Genomic DNA, 19,397 nt, shown 5'->3' on the forward strand with positions numbered 1-19,397 from the left:
TATTCTGTTTTTCTCAGACCTCAGCTCCGAAATTTCATGATACCAAAGGAAATATAGATGTTACGGGTGCAGGACAGCTTCAGTATACGCTTCCTATAGATCTTCCTCCGGGTGTTAAAAATATGTCTCCCGGCATTAGTCTTGTCTATGTAAGTGGTGGAGGAAACGGGCTGGCAGGCTATGGCTGGAATATTACAGGTCTTTCTTCTATTTCCAGGGTTGGAAAAAACCTTGAAAAAGACGGTATTACCAAAGGAGTACAGCTTGATTATTCAGATTATTACAGTTTTAACGGGCAAAGGTTAATTTTAAAATCCGGGGAATATGGCAAAGATGGAGCAGAATATGTCACAGAGAAATATTCCAATATTAAAATTAAATCTGTAGGAACAATTACCGGGCAAAGCTGGCAGGGACCTGAGTATTGGGAAGTAACTTCTCCTGATGGTTCTATGTCGTGGTACGGGGCAACAGCCCCCGGAAACAGCCAGGGGAGAACGCCTATAGACTATCATATTGTAAAAGCAAAGGATACTGACGGAAATTATATCAATTACAGCTATACGTTGGCTGATAATGTCTCAGTGATCACAAAGATAAGCTGGGGCGGCAATGAAGCTCAGGGTACTCAGGGAGTAAATGCTATAGATTTTAATTTTATGGCAAGGCCCAGAAGTGAAACCGCCTACATCAAAGGCGTTGAATATAAACAGACAAAGCTCCTGGAATCTGTCGTAGTTTCTACAGGTGGGCAGCAGTACAAAAAATACGCTATTTTTTATAAGAAAGATGTTCAGGGCACTTCATACCGATACGTGGATAAGATAATCATTTCAAACGGTCAAAATGAAGAAGCCAACCCGGTAGTTTTTACTTATGAAAAGTCAGGAGAACCAGATTCATTGCCCTCTACGATAAGTACAGCCTTAAAACCTAAAAAGGATTATGATGTAGTGGGAGATTTTGACGGTGATGGCAATCTTGACCTGTTAAGATACCATTCCCAAGCTTCTCCCAGAATTCCACAGCCAGGAATATATCTTTACAAAAATTTTTATTCCGTTACCTATACTACGGAGAATCCCATATTTATTAACAGTACCCTGCAGGGATTGAAAGATTTTATACCGGTTAATACAAAAAAGTCAGGCGTTATCCGCGACAGGCAGGGAATTGTAGGGTTTAAAGTAATTCCGGGTACTACTACCACCACCCCAAAAGATTTACAGTTTTCTTTTTACAGCTTTTCAGGAAATAGCCTGGTGCTGGATTTTACCAAAACCATACCGGCTGCTGATTATGATTATACCACCGGAACCATAGGTAACGGGATTGTCACTACGGTAAAAGGGATGAATGCTGTAGATTTCAACGGGGATGGGCTCAGTGAGCTTGTTATACTACTCAGTGACAGGGAGTGTCATCCTATAGATATAAACCCTGTTAACAGACTTCCGAGAGAATGCACCAGCATGATGAGATATTATGTAGTGGACCCTGATGAATCTGTCCAGGGTAACGGCTGGTATTACCCGCTGGAGCTTTATCCTGATTATGATAAAATGGATAAGGATGTCTTTACCCTTTACAAAGGGGGAGACTTTGACGGAGACGGCGTATTTGACTTTCTGAAACTAAGCCAGGACTTGAAACCTGTACTGATTACTTTTAAAAAGAATTCCCAGGGACAGTATGAATCTTTCATCGCTCCGTTTAATCCAGCCAACAATGAAACTCTTCAGGGCATTTGGGCTAAAGGAGTTGTGGGAGATCTTAATGGGGACGGTCTGAGTGATCTGATGCTACCTGAGAGTAATACTTCCGAATATTGGCATAAATATATTTCAAAAGGAAATGGTTTTACTTATGAAAAGGTGCTCTTTAAAGCCCCCACAGAAAGATTTCTGGACCAACATGGTGCCTATTTCACAATCCACAACCCACGGACTTTTGCCGCTTATGATATTAACAATGACGGAAAGGCGGAGGTTATTTCAGTTAAATCATCGAGGTATTATAGTTTAGCCTCTGTACAGGATAACAATAATGCAGCCAAGTATCTAACAGGTATTGATGTTCAGACGGCCATTTATTCTGCTACAGGTGGTTACGGTACTACAGAAAATCAGTTCTCACATGGGGTTTACCTTTATGATGTTGGCTACTATACGCTTTATCTTGACAACAATGGCGTTAATGCTGAAGTGGGCGTTAATTCCAGGGATCTGATAGGCTTGCCGGTTGACCAGTGGACCGGAGCAATGCTTAGAAAAGTGGCGCTGGGTTCTGCTGTGGGGTATGGCAGTGATCTTGGAGACCAGCAGCGTCTTATATCCCATGAATATTATGATATTGCAAAGGCTGGAAGAATAAAGAGTATATCACAGGGAGGAATCACTACAGATATTGCCTATAAACAGCTGGACAAAAGTATCAATCCGGGATTATATGACAATGTTTCTCAGCTCAGCTACCCTTTTGTAGAGATTAACCAGTCTACAGGAATGTATGTAGTTTCCCAGCTGACGCAAAGTACTACAACAGACAAAAAGTTAAAGCAGGATTTCAGGTACAGGGGGCTTGCTTCTAATATTCTGGGGAGAGGACTTACAGGCTTTAGAAAAATGGCACGCTCCTCCTGGTATGCTGATGGATTTGAAAATACAAAGATTTGGACAGGGGTAGAAACAGATCCGCTCAATGATGGGGTTCCTGTGAAAGAATGGTCCATCAGGACTGCTAATGAAGCAAATATTTTCCCGGTGGATGTTTCGGAAAATAACACCCAGCTTCTGAGCTTAAAATCGACAGTTTACCAGACTATTAAACACCTGAACGGACAGCAGGTAACTTCTGTTCCTGATGCCGATAAAGCAAAGGTGGTGACAGCCATTTTACCAGCCAGAACCAGAGTGAAAGATTTCTTAACCGGAACGGTTAAAGAAGACAATATCATCTATGAACAGTATTATCTTCCGCTGAAAATAGATTCCAAGGTTAATGATACCTATGGAATTACTACTTCTGTATTTGCTTATGATCATAACCCTTCCGGCAATGGCAGTGGGTATTATATAGGCCGTCTGAAATCTAAAACAGAAACCCAGCAGGCTTACGGAGACAGCCAGTTGGGAAAACAGGAATATACGTATGAAAATAACCATATAAAGACCTTTAAGAAATGGAACAGGGATAATACAGGATACCTTCTTGAAACCTACGCTTATGACGGATTTGGAAACATCACCGGAAAAACACTATCCAACAGTGTAGATTCACAGGTGCGTACCACCAGCTCACAGTATGACCCTACAGGAAGGTTTGTCATTAAGAGAACAGATCACCTGGGACTCTCTACCCAGATCACTTACACCGCAATTGGGCAGGTGCTTACAGAGACCGATCCTCTGGGAAATACGGTTAAGAGCAGCTATGATAATTGGGGAAAACTTCTGCTTACAGAAAACAGCCTTTTGGGAAAAACAGTGTATACCTATGACAGGGATGCAAACGATAATGTTACTGTTACGACAATCGAAGCGGACGGAAATATCTCCAAAGCATTAACCAACAAGCTGGGACAGGTATACAAGGTAACCACTAAGGCTTTTGGGCAGGGACAATATGTTTCCAAGGAAACCCAGTATGATATTCTGGGAAGGAAAACAAAAGAGTCTGAACCGTATTTCGAGGGGCAAAGCGCCAGTAAGTGGAATACTATTGTCTATGATGATTCTGTATACCCTGCCAAAGTAACGGCTACAGCATTTACAGGGAAACAGACAGAAACCAGCGTCTCAGGGTTCACAACAACAGTAAAGGAGACCGCTACTGCTGATTACGGAAGAACCATCTCCAAAACATTAGATGCTTTAGGAAATACAATCTCTTCCACCGATAAGGGAGGAACCGTAAAGTTTTCATATAATGCAGCCGGAGAACAGGTAAAGGCACAGTATGCTGAAAACACAGTAAGTACAGTTTATGACCATTGGGGAAGGAAATCAGAATTTAACGATCCTTCCAACGGACTGTATAAATATGAATATGACGGATTAGGACAAGCGAAAAAGACAACCAGCCCTAAAGGAACCAAGGAATTTTCTTACAATAATCTGGGGCAGCTCATTTCTCAGAAGGAATTTTCTACTGCTGATGGGGGTACAGCCACAAATAAGCTCATTACATTCGCTTATAACACGAAAGGTTTGCTTACCAAAAAATCGGGTACGGCAAACGGGATTCCATACAGTACGGAATATGAGTATGATCCTTATGGAAGAGTTGTTTCTGCTATTGAGAATAACAATGGAAGAACCTACGTCAATAAAGGAATTACCTATGATGATAAAGGAAGGGAAATTTCCTATGTAAAACAGCTCTCTTCTTCAGGTATGGTTACCGAGGCTCATATAGAGAATATTTACAATGACTGGAACGGAGAGCTTTACCAAATTAAGGACCAGCAAAATGACAAGGTGCTTTGGCAGCTTCAGGAAACTAATGCAAAGGGACAGGTAAAACAGGCTACACTAGGAGCTTCTGTGATTACCAACACCTACAATGATGCCACGGGAATGCTTACTGAAATAAAGCATATTTCTCCCCAACAGACAGTACTGAACATACAGTATGGCTTTGATGCTATCAGAAATGAGCTGAAATCCAGAAAGACTTTAGGAGACTTTAATATCATTGAATCCTTTAATTATGACGATAATAACAGGCTTTTGAACTGGACCAATCCTGTAACAGGCCAGCTCTCTAAAAATATCTATGATGAAAAAGGGAGAATCAAACAAAATGATCAGGTAGGGGAAATCAAGTTTGATAACTCAGCCAAAATTTACCGCCCTACAGGAATGACTCTTAATACTGCGGGGGTACAGAACTATACTGGTGACCTGATCCAGACCGTTGTGTATAATGAGAATAATGATCCAGTCCAGATCAATGGAGAAAAATCGCGTATCAGTTTTGAATACGGGTTGGGAAACATGAGACAAAGGATTGATATCTCTTCTTTAACACAGAATGCAAAGAATCCAATATGGGAAGATACCTATACCAAATTTTACAGTGAGGATGGTAGTTTTGAAGTGGTAAAAGATCTTATGTCGGCTCAGGAAAAGCATATTTTATACATTGGAGGCAGTCCATATGAATCTGATATTGTATATTTGAAAAACTTTGAACAGAGCAGCGGTTCTTATAAATTTTTGCATAAAGATTATCTAGGAAGTATTCTGGCGGTAACTGACCAGACTGGAAACAGGCTGGAACAGAGACACTATGATGCATGGGGTAATATTACCCACCTGAAGATAGGAAATGCACCTGTACTTACAGATAAAGCAGCTATTGCTGAAACTTCGCTTATTATTGATCGTGGCTATACAGGACATGAGCACTTTATGGGAGTAGGCATTATTCACATGAATGGCAGGCTGTATGATCCCTTATTAAGAAGGTTCTTAAATGCGGATGAAAATATCCAGGACCCTACCAATACCCAAAACTATAATAAGTACGGGTATGTGATGAATAATCCGCTGATGTATAATGACCCTAGCGGAGAGTTCTTACAGTGGATTATTGGAGCTTTTGTTGGAGGATACTTAAACGGTGTGGCTGCCAATGGTGGAAACTGGAACCCTGTAAAATGGGACTGGCAGAGAACATGGAGTGCCGTGTTGGGAGGTGCCATCGGTGGAGCAGCTATCTCAGGGGCATTGGGTACGATCACTAGTAATCCCGGAGCTATTAAGTTTGCTTTACCAGGTATTATCTCAGGAGGACTCAACTCAGCGTTTACAGGAGGGAATTTCTTAGGTGGAGCCATTGGAGGAATTTCTTACTCTGGGAATTTATTTACTAATAATATCACGTCCACAAACGGAGTTACTAATGCCTATAAATATATTGTCTCGCCGGATTATAATCTTGAAGGTGAGGGAGTATTTGATTTGACACCCCAAGCAATGGGTGTGTATGCACACAGGGCAATGGCTGATTATTTTAAAAATGATCGTATACTACAGAAAAACTGGTTTCCTGAAAAAAGCCAGAATATTTGGAAATGGGATCTTAATTTAAGACCGGATTTACATTACATGAATAATGGGATTAATGCCGTATGGGAACTTAAACCGATGAGTCACTTTTTAGACTCCTCATTGTCACTAAAAGGACAAAACCAAAACCAGGTATATGCAGATGCACTTACAATGTTAAAAAATGAAAAATTTTATGTAGGATCATCTCAGGGAGCTCCCGTACCTCCAATTAATGGAACAGTCCAAATAGATTACAAAACAGGATATCAGTTTAGCTATACGGTTCCTATAGGACGAGACGGGATGATTTACTATAACTGCCTGAACTGTAAATCTCCTGAAAGACAAAGACAGCCTGTAGTTGATGTCAAAGATGTCCGTAATGCAGCTATTATAACTACAGCCGCATATATTATGTATAAAGTGGTGATGGGAGTTGCTACATGGGAATGTGGAGCCTGTGGAGCCTGGGCATTACCATAGTCATATTAATTAAATATATCATTAAATAATGAACAAGTTTGCTCATATAAAATTAGATGAGAAAAGATTTGCAGATCAAACCTTGGAGTATATTCTTAAAAACCAAAATACAGCTTTAGGGAGTAGCCTATTTTTGGATATTTTAGACCCCAGAATTTCATATGGAGACCTAAATGATCATATTGAATTTTTGAAAGAGAGGTTATCTCATCTTATATTTTTTGTGGATTATGATACTGTTAAATTCAAAAATTCTCTAAGTGGGTTCAGTGACCATACCCATAGGACGACTAGGCTATTAAACAAAATAACATCTGAAAAGGAGAACTTTTCAAAGGAAATATTTTGGGCAAACGCAAAAGAGGAAGAGAACTATCAGAAAATAAGTCAGTTTAATTGTTTTGAGGATAAGATTGTAAGCGAAGCGAAGCTATACAATGTATTAGTCAATGGTCCTTTCTTTAATGTAAAGGGATGGATACTATATTATCAGGCTTTATTGGATTTGAAATTTGCAGAGTTTTCTGAGAAAATTGTTTCTGGAAAAACCATTATGAAATACAGACCCTTCAAAGGAAAATATTTTATAGGCATTGAAACAGATTATCAGTCATGTAAAATTAATTTCAGAAAGGGCTGGTGGGAAACACCAGAATACGAACTTATTATCTTTGAAAAGATAGATGCTAAAAAGATAAAAAGAATAGTTACTTTTGAAAAATTTGTACATCCACATTTTAATCCTCCAACGTTTAGTTTTACTGGTTATTTTGGAACAAAAACAAGACAGGATATTAGTGAAATAGAAATGCTAACAGACGATGGTACAAGAAAAGAGTTTTTGGGTGACGGATCTGTAAGGCTATATAATACTGATGAGTTTAATAACGATTATAAACGTCATGCCTATTATTATTATGATATGCTGTATCATACAACAAAGGAGTATATAAGATTTATAGAAGAAACTTTTAATCCTGAGGAGTAATTTTCAATCATTAAACAAAAGCAAAAGCAGGAGCTTCCTGCTTTTGTTTATTTTCCGTTAGATAACAACAAATTAACTTCTACAATGATCAATAATTACAATAAAATAACAAAAAGGACATTTCCTATATTATTCTTTTTAATAATACTCTTTTTCCCATTTTCAATACAACAACTTAAAGCACAACAAAAAGTAATGAACATAAAAAATAGATTTGAGGTTGCTAAAGACCCACAGGAAGATTTACAATATGATAAAATTCAGTACGGCGAAATAAGAAATCAATCTGCCCCAATAGGTGATTTTTTGTCCCGTTTATGGGGGTACTTTGGTAAACCTCGTTTTATTTTATTTGAAGGATTTAGTTACCATTTAAAAGACAAACTAACCGGATTAACTTTTTTTGCAGATTTTGGGCGTTCAGGACCTATATATTACGGAGAAGTAAAATATACTACCAAATTAAAGCCCGTAATAGAATCTTTTGAAAAATTTATGGATGAATCTGAAAATTTTGATTGTGAAATAGAAGTAGATACAGATTTTGGTATTTATCTATGTGGAGCAAAGAATGGAATTCCCTATGACAAAGAGAAAAGCAAATCTGACATACAATATCAAAATTTTTAAACTTATTATCGCAAGGCATATTGAGAATGTTGACTTTAAGATATTTGATTCAGTCATCTTTAGAAGCAAGAGCAGGAGTTTTCCTGCTTTTGTTATTTCATAATGAATTTGCCAATACAGAAAATATGAGTTAGTCCAGTAAAATAAGATATATTATAGTTTTCTTTATAATTGACACAAATATTGACGCATTTTGTTTTTAAATAAATACAATTAACTGATAATCAATTATTTTGTTTTGTTATGTTTAGTACCGCAGGAATCCAGGTTATACTGTCTACGTTGCAGAGACTCCTGTGGAGTGACAAGCTTAAGTGCATATTTTTATTTACCCAAGTTCCTGAATCATTGTGCACAAAAAAACCGGATCAAAAATCCGGTCTTATATTTATTTATTTGAATATTCAAATTTTCTTACTGCTTCCAGGGTCATATCAATTTCTTTCTCCTTGATGGCATCACTGATGAAGTAGGTTTCATAACCGCTTGGCGGTAAATATACTCCATTCTGAAGCATCTGGTGAAAGAAGTTATTAAACAAAGAATGATTAGCTTCCTGAGCCTCATCAAAATTAGAAACTCTGTTGATATGGAAGAATACAGACATCATAGAACCTTTTCTGTTGATTTTATGGGCAATTCCTTTTTCATTCAGAATTTTCCCTATTTCAAAATCTAATGTTTCAGTCGTCTTCTCTAATCTGCTGAAAAATTCAGGATCGTTTTTAATAAGCTGAAGGGTTTTTAATCCGGCCCTCATGGCCAAAGGATTTCCACTTAACGTCCCAGCCTGGTAAACTCCTCCTTTTGGTGCAAGGTGGTCCATAATTTCATTTCTTCCTGCGAAAGCTCCTACCGGAAGTCCTCCTCCGATTACTTTTCCGTAAGTCACTAAATCTGCTTTTACGTTGAATAGCTCCTGAGCTCCTCCGAATGCTAATCTGAAACCGGTCATTACCTCATCAAAGATTAATAAAGCTCCGTTTTCATCACAGATCTTTCTAAGGTTTTGTAAAAAGTCGTTTTCAGGCAGTACGCATCCCATATTTCCGGCAACCGGCTCTATAATTACCGCTGCAATTTCTCCCTGATTGTGACGGAATAAATCCTCGACCTGTTCAAAATCATTGTAACGTGCCAGTAATGTATCTTTGGCGGTTCCGGCTGTTACTCCCGGAGAATTTGGATTTCCGAATGTAGCGGCGCCACTTCCTGCTTTAATCAGGAATGAATCTGAATGCCCGTGATAGCAGCCTTCAAATTTTACGATTTTGTCTCTTCCTGTGTATCCTCTTGCCAGTCTGATGGCACTCATACACGCTTCCGTTCCTGAAGAAACCATTCTGATCTGGTCTATATTCGGGACATTTTCGATGATGAATTTTGCAATTTCTGTTTCCAGTTCGGTAGGTGCACCAAAAGAGAATCCTTTCTCTGCCTGTATCTTCAGTTCTTCCAGTACTTCAGGATGTGTATGTCCTAAAATGGCCGGGCCCCATGAGCTAATATAATCGATGTAAGTATTGTCATCTGCATCGGTAAGGTAAGCACCTTTTGCCGATTTCATGAAAACGGGCACTCCTCCTACGGATTTGAATGCTCTTACCGGAGAGTTTACCCCTCCTGGAATGTATTTGTAGGCTTCATCAAATAAAGCAGAACTTCTCTGATACTTCATATATATTTAGTTGGTGTTGACAGCTGCGGGTTGGCATATACTGTCAACGGTAGTCTCTCAACAAAAAATTAAATTAGTTTCGTGGTTTTTTATCTATTAAATAAATAAGCTGTCCTGCAGATGGCTGCTGTCCTTCATCCATTCTGTTTTTAGCATATAATTTATTTAACTTGATTCCGAATTTCTGGGCGATATCATGCATATCTTCTCCGTATTCGGCTTTATAAGTAGCTGTATTTCCTGTAGAATTTTTAGATTCAAGGAAAACGATGTCATTTTTCTTTAAAGTTTCACTTTCCAGTTCATTCCACTTCATCAGCCTGCTTTCGCTGACTTTGAATTTATTGGCAATGAATTTCACATCGGTATCTTCAGGAATGATAATATATTTCAGACCGTCATTCGGATGGCTTTTGATAAGAATGGAATTAAGAATTTCAGCTTTCGTTTTGATTCTTTCCACTCTTTTTTGCTGCTGCGCATACGAAGTCTGCTTGTAAGGTACTTCTACAGTAACCGGTTCTTTAGCTTTTTTAACTGCTTTTGAAGGGTCCAGTTGTGCCATGAACGTTCTGTCATCCTTCAGGTCCGGATACATTTTCAGAACAGCGTACAATACTTCATTGGAGTTCGTATTGTCATATTCGTATAGTCTGTACTTTTCAATTTTAGTGATAAGAATTGAAGCATAACGGGGATTGGTAGCATAGCCTGCTTTTTTCAAACCGTACGCCCATGCTCTGTAATCTTTCATATCCAGCTTGAAAAGGTTTGCATAGTATTTTCTGGTGGATAAAAATATGGAATGGTCTTCATAAGACTGTCTTGGATCTTCATACACACGGAAGCATTCGTTAGGTGCATCATCGGTATGTTTCATCGTTTTACCGGTCCAGTCTTCTTTACATTTTATACCGAAGTGGTTTTTACCTTCCAGTGCCAGTCTGCTCTGCCCGCCCCCGGTTTCCAGTAATCCCTGGGCAAGGGTAATAGAAGCCGGAATTTTATATTTTTCCATTTCTTCTACGGCATATTTAGCAAACTTCTGAATATACTGATCTTCGGTTGCCCAAGTCTGGGCTGAAAATTTTGATAAAACTAAAAGGCTTATGGATAGGAAAAGTCTTTTCATGTTTTTCAATTTTACTTATATAATTAAATTTCTATTCTGTTTTTCCAACAGCAGATTTGCTCCTTCAATTCCCTGCAATCCACCAGTGTGAAAGCACAAAATCTTACTGTTTTCAGGAAAATACCCTTCTTCGATCAAATCAAAAATCTTCTCCATCATCTTTCCTGTATATACCGGCTCCAAAGGAATACCGTACCTCTCTTTGAAATCATTGATAAAACGGACGTTTCCGTCATTTATTTTACCATAACCTCCAAAACATGAATCTATTAGATTAAAATTCTGTTTCAAAGTTAATTCAAAAATTTTATTTTCGAGTGAAGCATCGTCAACGGCTTTAAATCCTATAACTTTCTGATTCTCTTCACAAAATTTTGAAATTCCTGCAATGGTTCCTCCGGTTCCGACTGCGGTGCAAAGATAGTCAAAATCTTTTGTTTGTTCGTTGAGCATCATTTTCACTCCTGCCACAGCCTCTTCATTGGTTCCTCCTTCAGGAATGATTAATGCTTCCGGGAACTCCTGCTGAAGGAATTCCGTCAGTTTTTCTTTGTGACGGTATTCTTCCCGGGTGACAAATTTCAGGTTCATTCCATTTCTTTTTGCGAAAAGTAAGGTTGGATTATCCCGCCATTTATGCTGCAGTTCTTCTCCTCTGATTATTCCCAATGTTGGAATACCTGCCAGGTTCCCTACGGCTGAAACCGCTGCAATATGATTGGAAAAGGCGCCTCCGAAAGTAATAATATAAGAGTTTCCCTGATTTTTTTCAAGATAGTTATTGACATTGTGAAACAGCTTCCAGTATTTGTTGCCTGAAATCAGCGGATGAATCTGATCTTCCCTTTTAATGAAAAGCCTAATATTTTTCTGAATGGGAATTTCCTGGATAGGAACAGGTTTTGTGGGAGGTTTTAATAGCATTTCAGTTTTACAACTCAGGTTTATTCTTTACAAAAGTAGGAAAAGATTTATTGTTGTGTGAGTTTTCTTTTTTCCCACAGATAACACGGATTTTCACAGATGGTTATTTGATGCCTTTTAAGTTTTGGCTAAAGCCGGATGAATTTGTTTTTTTTTGATAAACGGGCTAAAGCCCGTTCCTATTGAATTATAGATAATAATATTGAAGCCAGAAGCTAGAACCCACAACCCGAATCTCGTAACCCGGAACTCCCATGCATCATGCAATTAAAGATATCTCCTGAAGCTCCAGAATTTTCTTTTTCTGAGATAATTCAGGTTATTTTCATTGGCATAGGCTTCCCTTTCAAAAGAGATTCTTCTGTAAGCCAGATAGCCGTCCTTAAGTTTGAAGAACCAATAATAGTATTCAATAACATAGAGGATGTAAAAGAAAATGATGAGCATTTCCAATTGTTGACGCAAATGGATTTTTTCGTGATTGATCAATACATTATTTTCCTTATCTTCGGGTTTCCTAATGAAGATAAAGGGAAAGAGAGCGATGCCATTAATTTTTAATTTTTTTAAAGGCTTTTGGCATACAATTATCATAGTAACAAATATAAAAAGTTTTTTGACTAGCATTTAACTTATGGCCCATTATGACATCAAAGAAGGTGAAGACTTCTACTACAATGAACAGGGGTACAAGGTTTTTACAGAAAAATTCCATCTGAAAAGAGGCTATTGCTGTAAAAGCGGCTGCAGACACTGTCCTTACGGGTACGATAAAAAGACTGATACATTCATTAAAAGTGATAAAAAAAATAAATAAAATGAAAAAATATATTTTTATTTTGTTGGCATCTGCTACTTTAGGCTTAACTTCTTGTAGCCCTTTTCAGGTACGTTCCGATTATGCTGAAACCGCCAATTTCAATTCTTACAAAACCTATAAAATAAGAATTGATGATCTAAAACTGAATGATATTGATAAAGACAGAGTACTGAATGAACTGTCCAGACAGCTTCAGAGCAAAGGACTTCAGTCCGGAGAGAATCCTGATCTGATTATCAACGTAAAAGCAAATCATAAAAAGATTACTGATATCAACTCGTCTTCTCCTTACGGAATGTGGGGATGGGGCGGACCATTCGGATGGGGAGTTGGCATGAACAGAACATGGACAACAAATTATAATGAAGGAGCATTGATTGTTGATCTTATTGATGCAAAAACCAATAAATTAGTTTGGCAGGGTATCGGAAGCGGAATTTCTGTAGATTCTCCGAAAGCAAAACAAAGACAGATCCCAGAAATTATGGCTGAGATTATGAAGAATTATCCGCCACAAAGAAAATAAAATGTAAGTCATCCATTATATAAGCCGGTACTTTTTGTGCTGGCTTTTTTATGTTTTATAAGCTGGAATTTCCTGATGGGAATAGTCCTTAATTATAATGGCAGAGGTTTTTACCGCAGATTACACGGATTTGCACAGATGATTGTTGAAAATTACCTTGTTACTTAAGTTGTAGCTAAAGCCAAGGAAAACGTTTTATTTTTAAACCGGGCTAAAGCCCGGTTCTATTGAATATTGAAATTCATAACCAGAACCAATCCAGAAAGGAAATCTCGAATCTTAAAAACTGAGGTACAACCTTGAAAATCAATATTTATAACTTCTTCCATGCAATACATTTAAAATTAACGATTTTGTAATTTTTTAATTCACAAAAATGTGGTATTCTTGCTGAAACTTATGTTAATTAATATGAAAAAAATTATTTTATTTTCTTTATTTGCAGGACTTGCCCATGCACAGGCTCCTTCAGGTTATTACAATTCTGCCAACGGACTGAGTGGTGCAGCACTGAAAACTGAATTAAGCAACATTATCACTAACGGACATGTCGATAAAGGCTACAATGGGCTTTGGACAGGATATAAAACCACTGATATCGATAAGGACTACGAAAATGACGGAACAATTCTGGACATTTATTCTGAAAAGCCTACAGGTGCTGACCCTTATAATTATACTCCGGGATCTGATCAATGTGGTACCTATTCTACTGAAGGAAATTGCTACAACAGAGAGCACATTGTTCCTCAAAGTCTTTTCAATCAGGCTTCTCCAATGGTTGCCGATATTCACTTTATCAGAGCTACAGACGGGAAAGTAAACGGAATGAGAAGCAATTATCCTTTCGGAAAGGTAGGAAGTGCTTCTTTTACTTCACAGAATGGTTCAAAACTTGGAACATCTGCTTCTTCAGGGTATTCGGGAACGGTATTTGAGCCTATTGATGAGTTTAAAGGAGATGTGGCACGTATGATTTTCTATTTTGTAACCCGTTATCAAAGCAAGCTTTCTACTTTTTCATCAGGAAATATGTTAGGAAGTTCTACATTCCCGGGATTACAGACATGGGAGCTGAATGTGTTGCTGGCATGGCATAATCAGGATCCGGTTTCCCAGGCTGAGATCAAAAGAAATAATGCCTCTTATACTTTTCAAGGAAACAGAAACCCGTTTATTGATAATCCAAATTATGTAAATCTTATCTGGGGTTCTCAGCAACCTTCTGGTGACACCCAAACGCCGGCTACAGTAACAGGTGTAACTATTTCCGGGAAAACGTCTAGCAGTATTTCTCTGGCATGGAACGCTTCTACCGATAATGTAGGAGTAACAGCTTATAACGTTTACATGAACGGAAGTCTGCAAACGACAACGAGTTCAACTTCAACAACCATTTCAGGACTTACTCCTTCTACAACTTACAGCTTTTATGTGGTAGCGAAGGATGCAGCAGGAAATTCATCATCAAACAGCTCAACGGTTTCCGGTACAACCAATGCGGGAAGTACTACTCCAACCAGCTGTGCCAATGAAACTTTTGAAACGATTCCGGCAGCCAGCTCTACTTATTCTACCAGAACATGGAGCAATGGCGGTATCTCATGGACTGCAACGGATTCAAGAACGGATCAGACTATTAACAATAAAGCGATCACGGTAAGAAACGGCTCTTTAACTTCCGGCAGCTCTGCTAATGGTATTGGCTCTTTAACAGTAACTACACAACTTAAGTTTACCGGAACTAACGGTACTTTTGACGTAAAAGTAAACGGAACAACCGTGGGAACTATCCCTTACAGCACTTCCGTTGTCACTACAACTATCAGCAATATCAATATTTCCGGAAATGTAGTGGTAAGCCTGGTTAACAATTCAACAAGCAACAGAGTGGCTATTGATGACCTTTCATGGACATGCTATTCCGGATCCAGTGCAAGAATGGTTCAAAATACGGCTGCAGAAACCACTTCTGGCAGTTTTAAAATTTCTCCGAACCCGGTTACCAATCAGGAGATTTTTGTAAAAGGAGATCTTCAGAAGGTAAAGAAAGCTGAAATTTATAATCTTCAGGGGAAAGTTCTTCAGACAATTGATCAGCCTTTCAGAAATGGAAATTCTATTAAAACCAGAAATCTTGGTCAGGGAATTTATATTTTAAAGCTTGATCAGGTGACAATGCAGTTCCTTGTGAAATAATTGAAATACTGAATTCATATAAAAAATGCCGGTCTGAAGAAGACCGGCATTTTTATTTTAAAACTTTTGTAGATTTTGTGAATTAAATTTTTAACGCAGAGATTTAGTTTTCAATGTTTTACTTTAAAGAAAAAAGCAGGATCAGCAAGCTGAGCTGGCTAAGCGAATATTATAAAGAGATTTTATCAAGATATGGATATCCGGATCCTTTCAGAAGGTCTTTCCATTCTTTATTTCTGAATACAAAGAGATTACAGCGGTATTCGTCCGGCCTGTTGTCTACTGTTGTTTCGCAGTAATAGTAAAGCATATCTTTGTCTCTCCAGATGGCTATCTCTTGTCTGAGCTTATTATGAGTCTGGATGATCTCATTATCTTTTACTTCAGATTCAAAACCTTCGTGTATAGAATCAAAGCTGGGTTTATGTAATGTTTTGTTTAAGTTTTCCAAGAGTGCCGTTTTTTCCTGCTCAGTATAGATATCCAGCTGATACATTCCTAATTCGTCTTCTTTTTCATTGGCAAGCGGGCCTATTTCCTGATCTACTTTTCCGAAATGTAAAATGACCTTATTCGTATTTTTATTGTTCCTGCCTTCCAGATCTATCCCGTTGAAGTGTAATAATTCTTTTGATGAAAAAGCCAGTCTTTCGCTTCCGATAAGGGTAACCTCATTGGTTCGTACAGCTTCTTTCTCTGTTGCACCGGCAGATTTTAAAATATCGTTGATATTTTGTCCTGCTTTCAGTTTGGCAAGATTGAATGGTTCGGTCTGGGTACTTCCTGCTGTTTCAACCAAAGACTCACTTTCTTTATTTTTCTGCTGGCCGCATGATACAAGACTTAGGCAGATTACTGGTATTAATACATATTTCAGATTTTTCATAATGTTAGTGTTAGTGTCCGGTTATCAATAATAAAACAGAAAAAACAGGATTCAAGTATCCGGAAAACGTTTTTTATTCATTTTTAACTTCAAATTCCTATTTGTTTGCATGAATATAAAACGCTTATATTATTTCAAATTCTTCCTTTCCTTCAGGTATATAAAATGAAATATCAAGCATCAGTTCTTCTTCTGTTTCAGGATTTTCCAGATATAAAGCAGACTCCCCGTTTACTTTTTTCAAAAAAGCAACTCTATTCTCTGCACATACAAACATAACGGCATCTTTGGAAACAGGCTGTATTTTAAATCCGGACTTGAAATCTTTTACAAGATCAGTAAAGCGTTCTTCCGATTCTGCTTTTGACAGATACATAGAAGCAGCCATATTTTCTTCCCTTCTGGAAATTGATTTCTTATAATCTTCAAATTTATTTTCCCTTATTAATCTTGATATATGATCATAAGCCTGCTCCAGTTTTTTTCTGCCGTCTTTAATGTCCTGCAGGTTTCTCCCGTTCTGCCATGCCGAAAGCTGATAAAGAACTTCTGCTTTAAAGGAGCCAACATGTTTGATAACCTGTTTCTTTTTGTCTTCAATAGCCTCTGAATGATAGTCTCCGAACTGTTTGTCAAAAACAAAATCATTAGCCACATCAAAAAGTTTGACATTAAATTTCAGTTCTGATTTAGGATGCAGCTGTACATCTCCAACATTAGGTAAAATGGTTGCTGATATCGTCTGAACACCACTTTTCAATATGGCAAAATTGATCGGAATATTGGTGGCAACCTGTCCCTCAACATTCATATGAATCACAGGATAATCATTAATCCTTATTTCGAACAAACAGGCTGATGCACTGAAATCGATCATATAATAGGGTTGTTGTATCATAATTTTAGTTTTTAATGATTTTAGACCAGTCTGTAAACATTTTACTGATGGTATTGGTATTGATGATGCTAAAACAGAACATTCCAAGGAAAATAGAGCTCCAGCACCACGCAAGTTTAACTCCGTTTTTATCTGTTATGAAAAAAAGAATGAGCATGGTAACCGTTCCAAAAAAGAAGGTGAAAAGCAAGTTATAGAGTATTGCCTGAATGATATACATATTGAATTTCAGTTTCCTGAACATCCATCCTATGATACTCACCACCATAATCAGTCCTATAGGAAGAAGCATCGCCCCGAACAAAACAATTTCGGGTTTTTCCATCAGTATATTTTCATATCCGAAAAATGTATTAAAACTGAACGCCTTCATAATGTTTTTCCTGATTTGAAATGTCTAATAGGGTTTTGTCTTTATAGCCCAGCATTTTTGCCAATATAACATTGGGAAATTCATGAATTCCTATATTGTAAAGGTTTACACTGTCATTGAAAAATTCTCTTCTGTCTGCTATTTTATCTTCCAGTCCGGAAACTCTTTTCTGCAGTTCCAGAAAGTTATTGTTTGACAGCAGGCTGGGATAGTTTTCTGAAACAGCAAAAAATGATGAAAGTGCTTTTGATGTCTCATTGGCAAGCTCTGTTTTTCTGTCGGAATCATTGGTGTTGTTATAGGAAGTTCTAAGTTCTGTCAGTTTGGTAAGCAGATCTTTTTCATGTGCCATAAACTGTTTGGCAACATTGACAAGGTTAGGAATTTCGTCTGCTCTTTGCTTCAAAATAACATCTATATTCCCGTACGCTTTTTCCACATTGAATTTCAGCATGACAAGCTTGTTATACAAACTGATGAAAAAAGCCACGATGGCCACGATAAGAAATACGGCGATAACAATTGCTACAATTTGATTCATTATTGTGATAAGATTAAAATTATTACGATAAGTATAACAATACAGGTGACAATAAATGACCTCAACAGGGGCTGGTATTTATTCCAGACTGAAATTCCTGCAACAGTGGTAATTCCTAAAATCTTATGCCCCGTATCTTTTCTGATGAAAGCTTCTCCGTTTCTTGAGTCGGCAGCTCCCACAAGAAGCATTTCCTGGCCGGATTTAAGCAATGTTTCCTTATATCTTTTCTGTCCGTTATAACTTACATTGGTTTCTTCGATGAATATCAATTCAATGCCTTCGGGATGTATTTCAATGGTTCCTGAATCATCCTGCATCAGAAAGAGATTGCACCGGGTTTCTCTATGAATTGTCGTATAAGAATTTTTCCCTTCTTTATCTCTGGTTACATCTTCAATTGTATAATAATATCCTATGCATTCTTCTCTTGCAACGGGTGAAATCAAAGGTTCTTTCATAATAAGTTTTCCCTGAATTTCTACCAGCCCCATGGCCACAGATTTTATTTTGGATGTGGGTAATGATGCCTGAATTCTTAAAAATCTTTTTCTAGAATTAGGAAGTAGTAAAAGAACTGCAATGACAGAAAGTATAACTAACGGTAAATACGTCATTACTTTTTCTGCATAATAATCATAATTATCCATCAATAAGAATCTGCTATGAAGTATACGTTTTTAGGAGGTGTGCTGCTGCTGTTTCCTGCCCGTCTGCCGTCTTCACCTGATTGTCTACAATATAAAGAACAGAGGAAGTATTGGGTTTATTATTGGTGTATTCATAATATTGTACCAATACCATTGTTTTACCTTTCAGATCCCAGGCATAGGCTGCATTTCCCAATATTTTACCTTCACTGTTCTTTGCCGGAACTCCTGCAAGAACTTTAGGATTTTTGTATTGCGATTTGAGATAGGCTAAAAGATCGTTACCTGCGGCAGTATCTTCCAGTTCTATTTTCACGCCTTTAGTAAGCCTTTCTGTAGTATTGTTAATGAGTAATCCTACGGTGGAGCTTTTTACATTATTTTCTTTGTGTTCCGGAAACGATATATTTCCGAATTTATATCCGGAAACATCTTTGGTATAAGCTACTGGCAATGTAGTTACAATTTCCCTCGCTTCTGTCTGATATTTGGTATCTTTCAGAACTTCTTTATACCCTTTGGAAAAATCTACTTTTTCCAGATCTGTCTTTTGTTGTGACTGGCATGATACAAACATGATAAAACACAAAATTATTAAAACTATCTTTTTCAT

The 19,397-nt window shown here is 37.7% G+C and carries 16 protein-coding genes; 6 read left to right on the forward strand and 10 right to left on the reverse strand.

Annotated elements, in window-relative coordinates:
• From ACE3RB_RS14650 to ACE3RB_RS14660, 3 genes are all read left to right on the forward strand, one after another.
• Positions 1–6,539: RHS repeat-associated core domain-containing protein (locus ACE3RB_RS14650; protein ID WP_374464882.1), on the forward strand; the 6,539-nt coding region annotated here is incomplete at its 5' end.
• Positions 6,540–6,567: 28 nt separating this feature from the next.
• Positions 6,568–7,527, forward strand: coding sequence for a hypothetical protein (locus tag ACE3RB_RS14655; protein WP_374464884.1), 960 nt, complete (start codon positions 6,568–6,570; stop codon positions 7,525–7,527).
• Positions 7,528–7,611: 84 nt separating this feature from the next.
• Positions 7,612–8,157: a hypothetical protein gene (locus ACE3RB_RS14660; RefSeq protein WP_374464885.1), complete on the forward strand. Its 546-nt coding sequence runs from the start codon at positions 7,612–7,614 to the stop codon at positions 8,155–8,157.
• A 388-nt stretch (positions 8,158–8,545) separates the two neighbouring features.
• Here ACE3RB_RS14660 and hemL read toward each other — a convergent pair whose 3' ends face one another.
• The 4 genes from hemL to ACE3RB_RS14680 all read right to left on the reverse strand — a co-directional run bounded on the left by hemL (position 8,546) and on the right by ACE3RB_RS14680 (position 12,485).
• Positions 8,546–9,835, reverse strand: coding sequence for a glutamate-1-semialdehyde 2,1-aminomutase (hemL, locus tag ACE3RB_RS14665; protein ID WP_374464886.1), 1,290 nt, complete (start codon positions 9,833–9,835; stop codon positions 8,546–8,548).
• A gap of 73 nt (positions 9,836–9,908) precedes the next feature.
• Entirely contained in the window at positions 9,909–10,967 is a 1,059-nt protein-coding gene (locus ACE3RB_RS14670; protein ID WP_374464887.1) for a glucosaminidase domain-containing protein, read from the reverse strand.
• 15 nt (positions 10,968–10,982) lie between these two features.
• Complete coding sequence (locus tag ACE3RB_RS14675) at positions 10,983–11,891, reverse strand: 1-aminocyclopropane-1-carboxylate deaminase/D-cysteine desulfhydrase (RefSeq protein ID WP_374464888.1); 909 nt, start codon at positions 11,889–11,891, stop codon at positions 10,983–10,985.
• 267 nt (positions 11,892–12,158) lie between these two features.
• Complete coding sequence (locus tag ACE3RB_RS14680) at positions 12,159–12,485, reverse strand: hypothetical protein (RefSeq protein WP_374464889.1); 327 nt, start codon at positions 12,483–12,485, stop codon at positions 12,159–12,161.
• A gap of 40 nt (positions 12,486–12,525) precedes the next feature.
• Between ACE3RB_RS14680 and ACE3RB_RS14685 the strand changes: the two genes are divergently transcribed.
• The 3 genes from ACE3RB_RS14685 to ACE3RB_RS14695 all read left to right on the forward strand — a co-directional run bounded on the left by ACE3RB_RS14685 (position 12,526) and on the right by ACE3RB_RS14695 (position 15,436).
• A complete protein-coding gene (locus tag ACE3RB_RS14685; protein ID WP_047434227.1) occupies positions 12,526–12,708 on the forward strand; it encodes a DUF5522 domain-containing protein in 183 nt (60 codons plus the stop codon).
• A 1-nt stretch (position 12,709) separates the two neighbouring features.
• Positions 12,710–13,237, forward strand: coding sequence for a DUF4136 domain-containing protein (locus ACE3RB_RS14690; protein WP_002977479.1), 528 nt, complete (start codon positions 12,710–12,712; stop codon positions 13,235–13,237).
• 411 nt (positions 13,238–13,648) lie between these two features.
• Positions 13,649–15,436, forward strand: coding sequence for an endonuclease (locus ACE3RB_RS14695; protein ID WP_374464890.1), 1,788 nt, complete (start codon positions 13,649–13,651; stop codon positions 15,434–15,436).
• 169 nt (positions 15,437–15,605) lie between these two features.
• Here the strand turns inward: ACE3RB_RS14695 and ACE3RB_RS14700 are convergent, their stop codons facing one another.
• From ACE3RB_RS14700 to ACE3RB_RS14725, 6 genes are all read right to left on the reverse strand, one after another.
• Complete coding sequence (locus ACE3RB_RS14700) at positions 15,606–16,322, reverse strand: hypothetical protein (RefSeq protein ID WP_374464891.1); 717 nt, start codon at positions 16,320–16,322, stop codon at positions 15,606–15,608.
• Positions 16,323–16,446: 124 nt separating this feature from the next.
• Positions 16,447–17,220 carry a hypothetical protein gene (locus ACE3RB_RS14705; protein WP_374464892.1) on the reverse strand — a complete coding sequence of 258 codons (774 nt, stop codon included), beginning with the start codon at positions 17,218–17,220 and terminating at the stop codon, positions 16,447–16,449.
• A gap of 4 nt (positions 17,221–17,224) precedes the next feature.
• Positions 17,225–17,593, reverse strand: a complete 369-nt coding sequence (locus tag ACE3RB_RS14710) for a hypothetical protein (protein ID WP_374464893.1) — start codon at positions 17,591–17,593, stop codon at positions 17,225–17,227.
• Entirely contained in the window at positions 17,574–18,134 is a 561-nt protein-coding gene (locus tag ACE3RB_RS14715) for a LemA family protein (protein ID WP_374464894.1), read from the reverse strand. Before ACE3RB_RS14715 ends, ACE3RB_RS14710 begins: the two co-directional genes overlap by 20 nt.
• Entirely contained in the window at positions 18,134–18,784 is a 651-nt protein-coding gene (locus ACE3RB_RS14720) for a hypothetical protein (protein ID WP_374464895.1), read from the reverse strand. Before ACE3RB_RS14720 ends, ACE3RB_RS14715 begins: the two co-directional genes overlap by 1 nt.
• Before the next feature lie 13 nt (positions 18,785–18,797).
• A complete protein-coding gene (locus ACE3RB_RS14725; protein WP_310017962.1) occupies positions 18,798–19,397 on the reverse strand; it encodes a hypothetical protein in 600 nt (199 codons plus the stop codon).

Source organism: Chryseobacterium sp., from assembly GCF_041914225.1.
GTDB lineage: Bacteria > Bacteroidota > Bacteroidia > Flavobacteriales > Weeksellaceae > Chryseobacterium.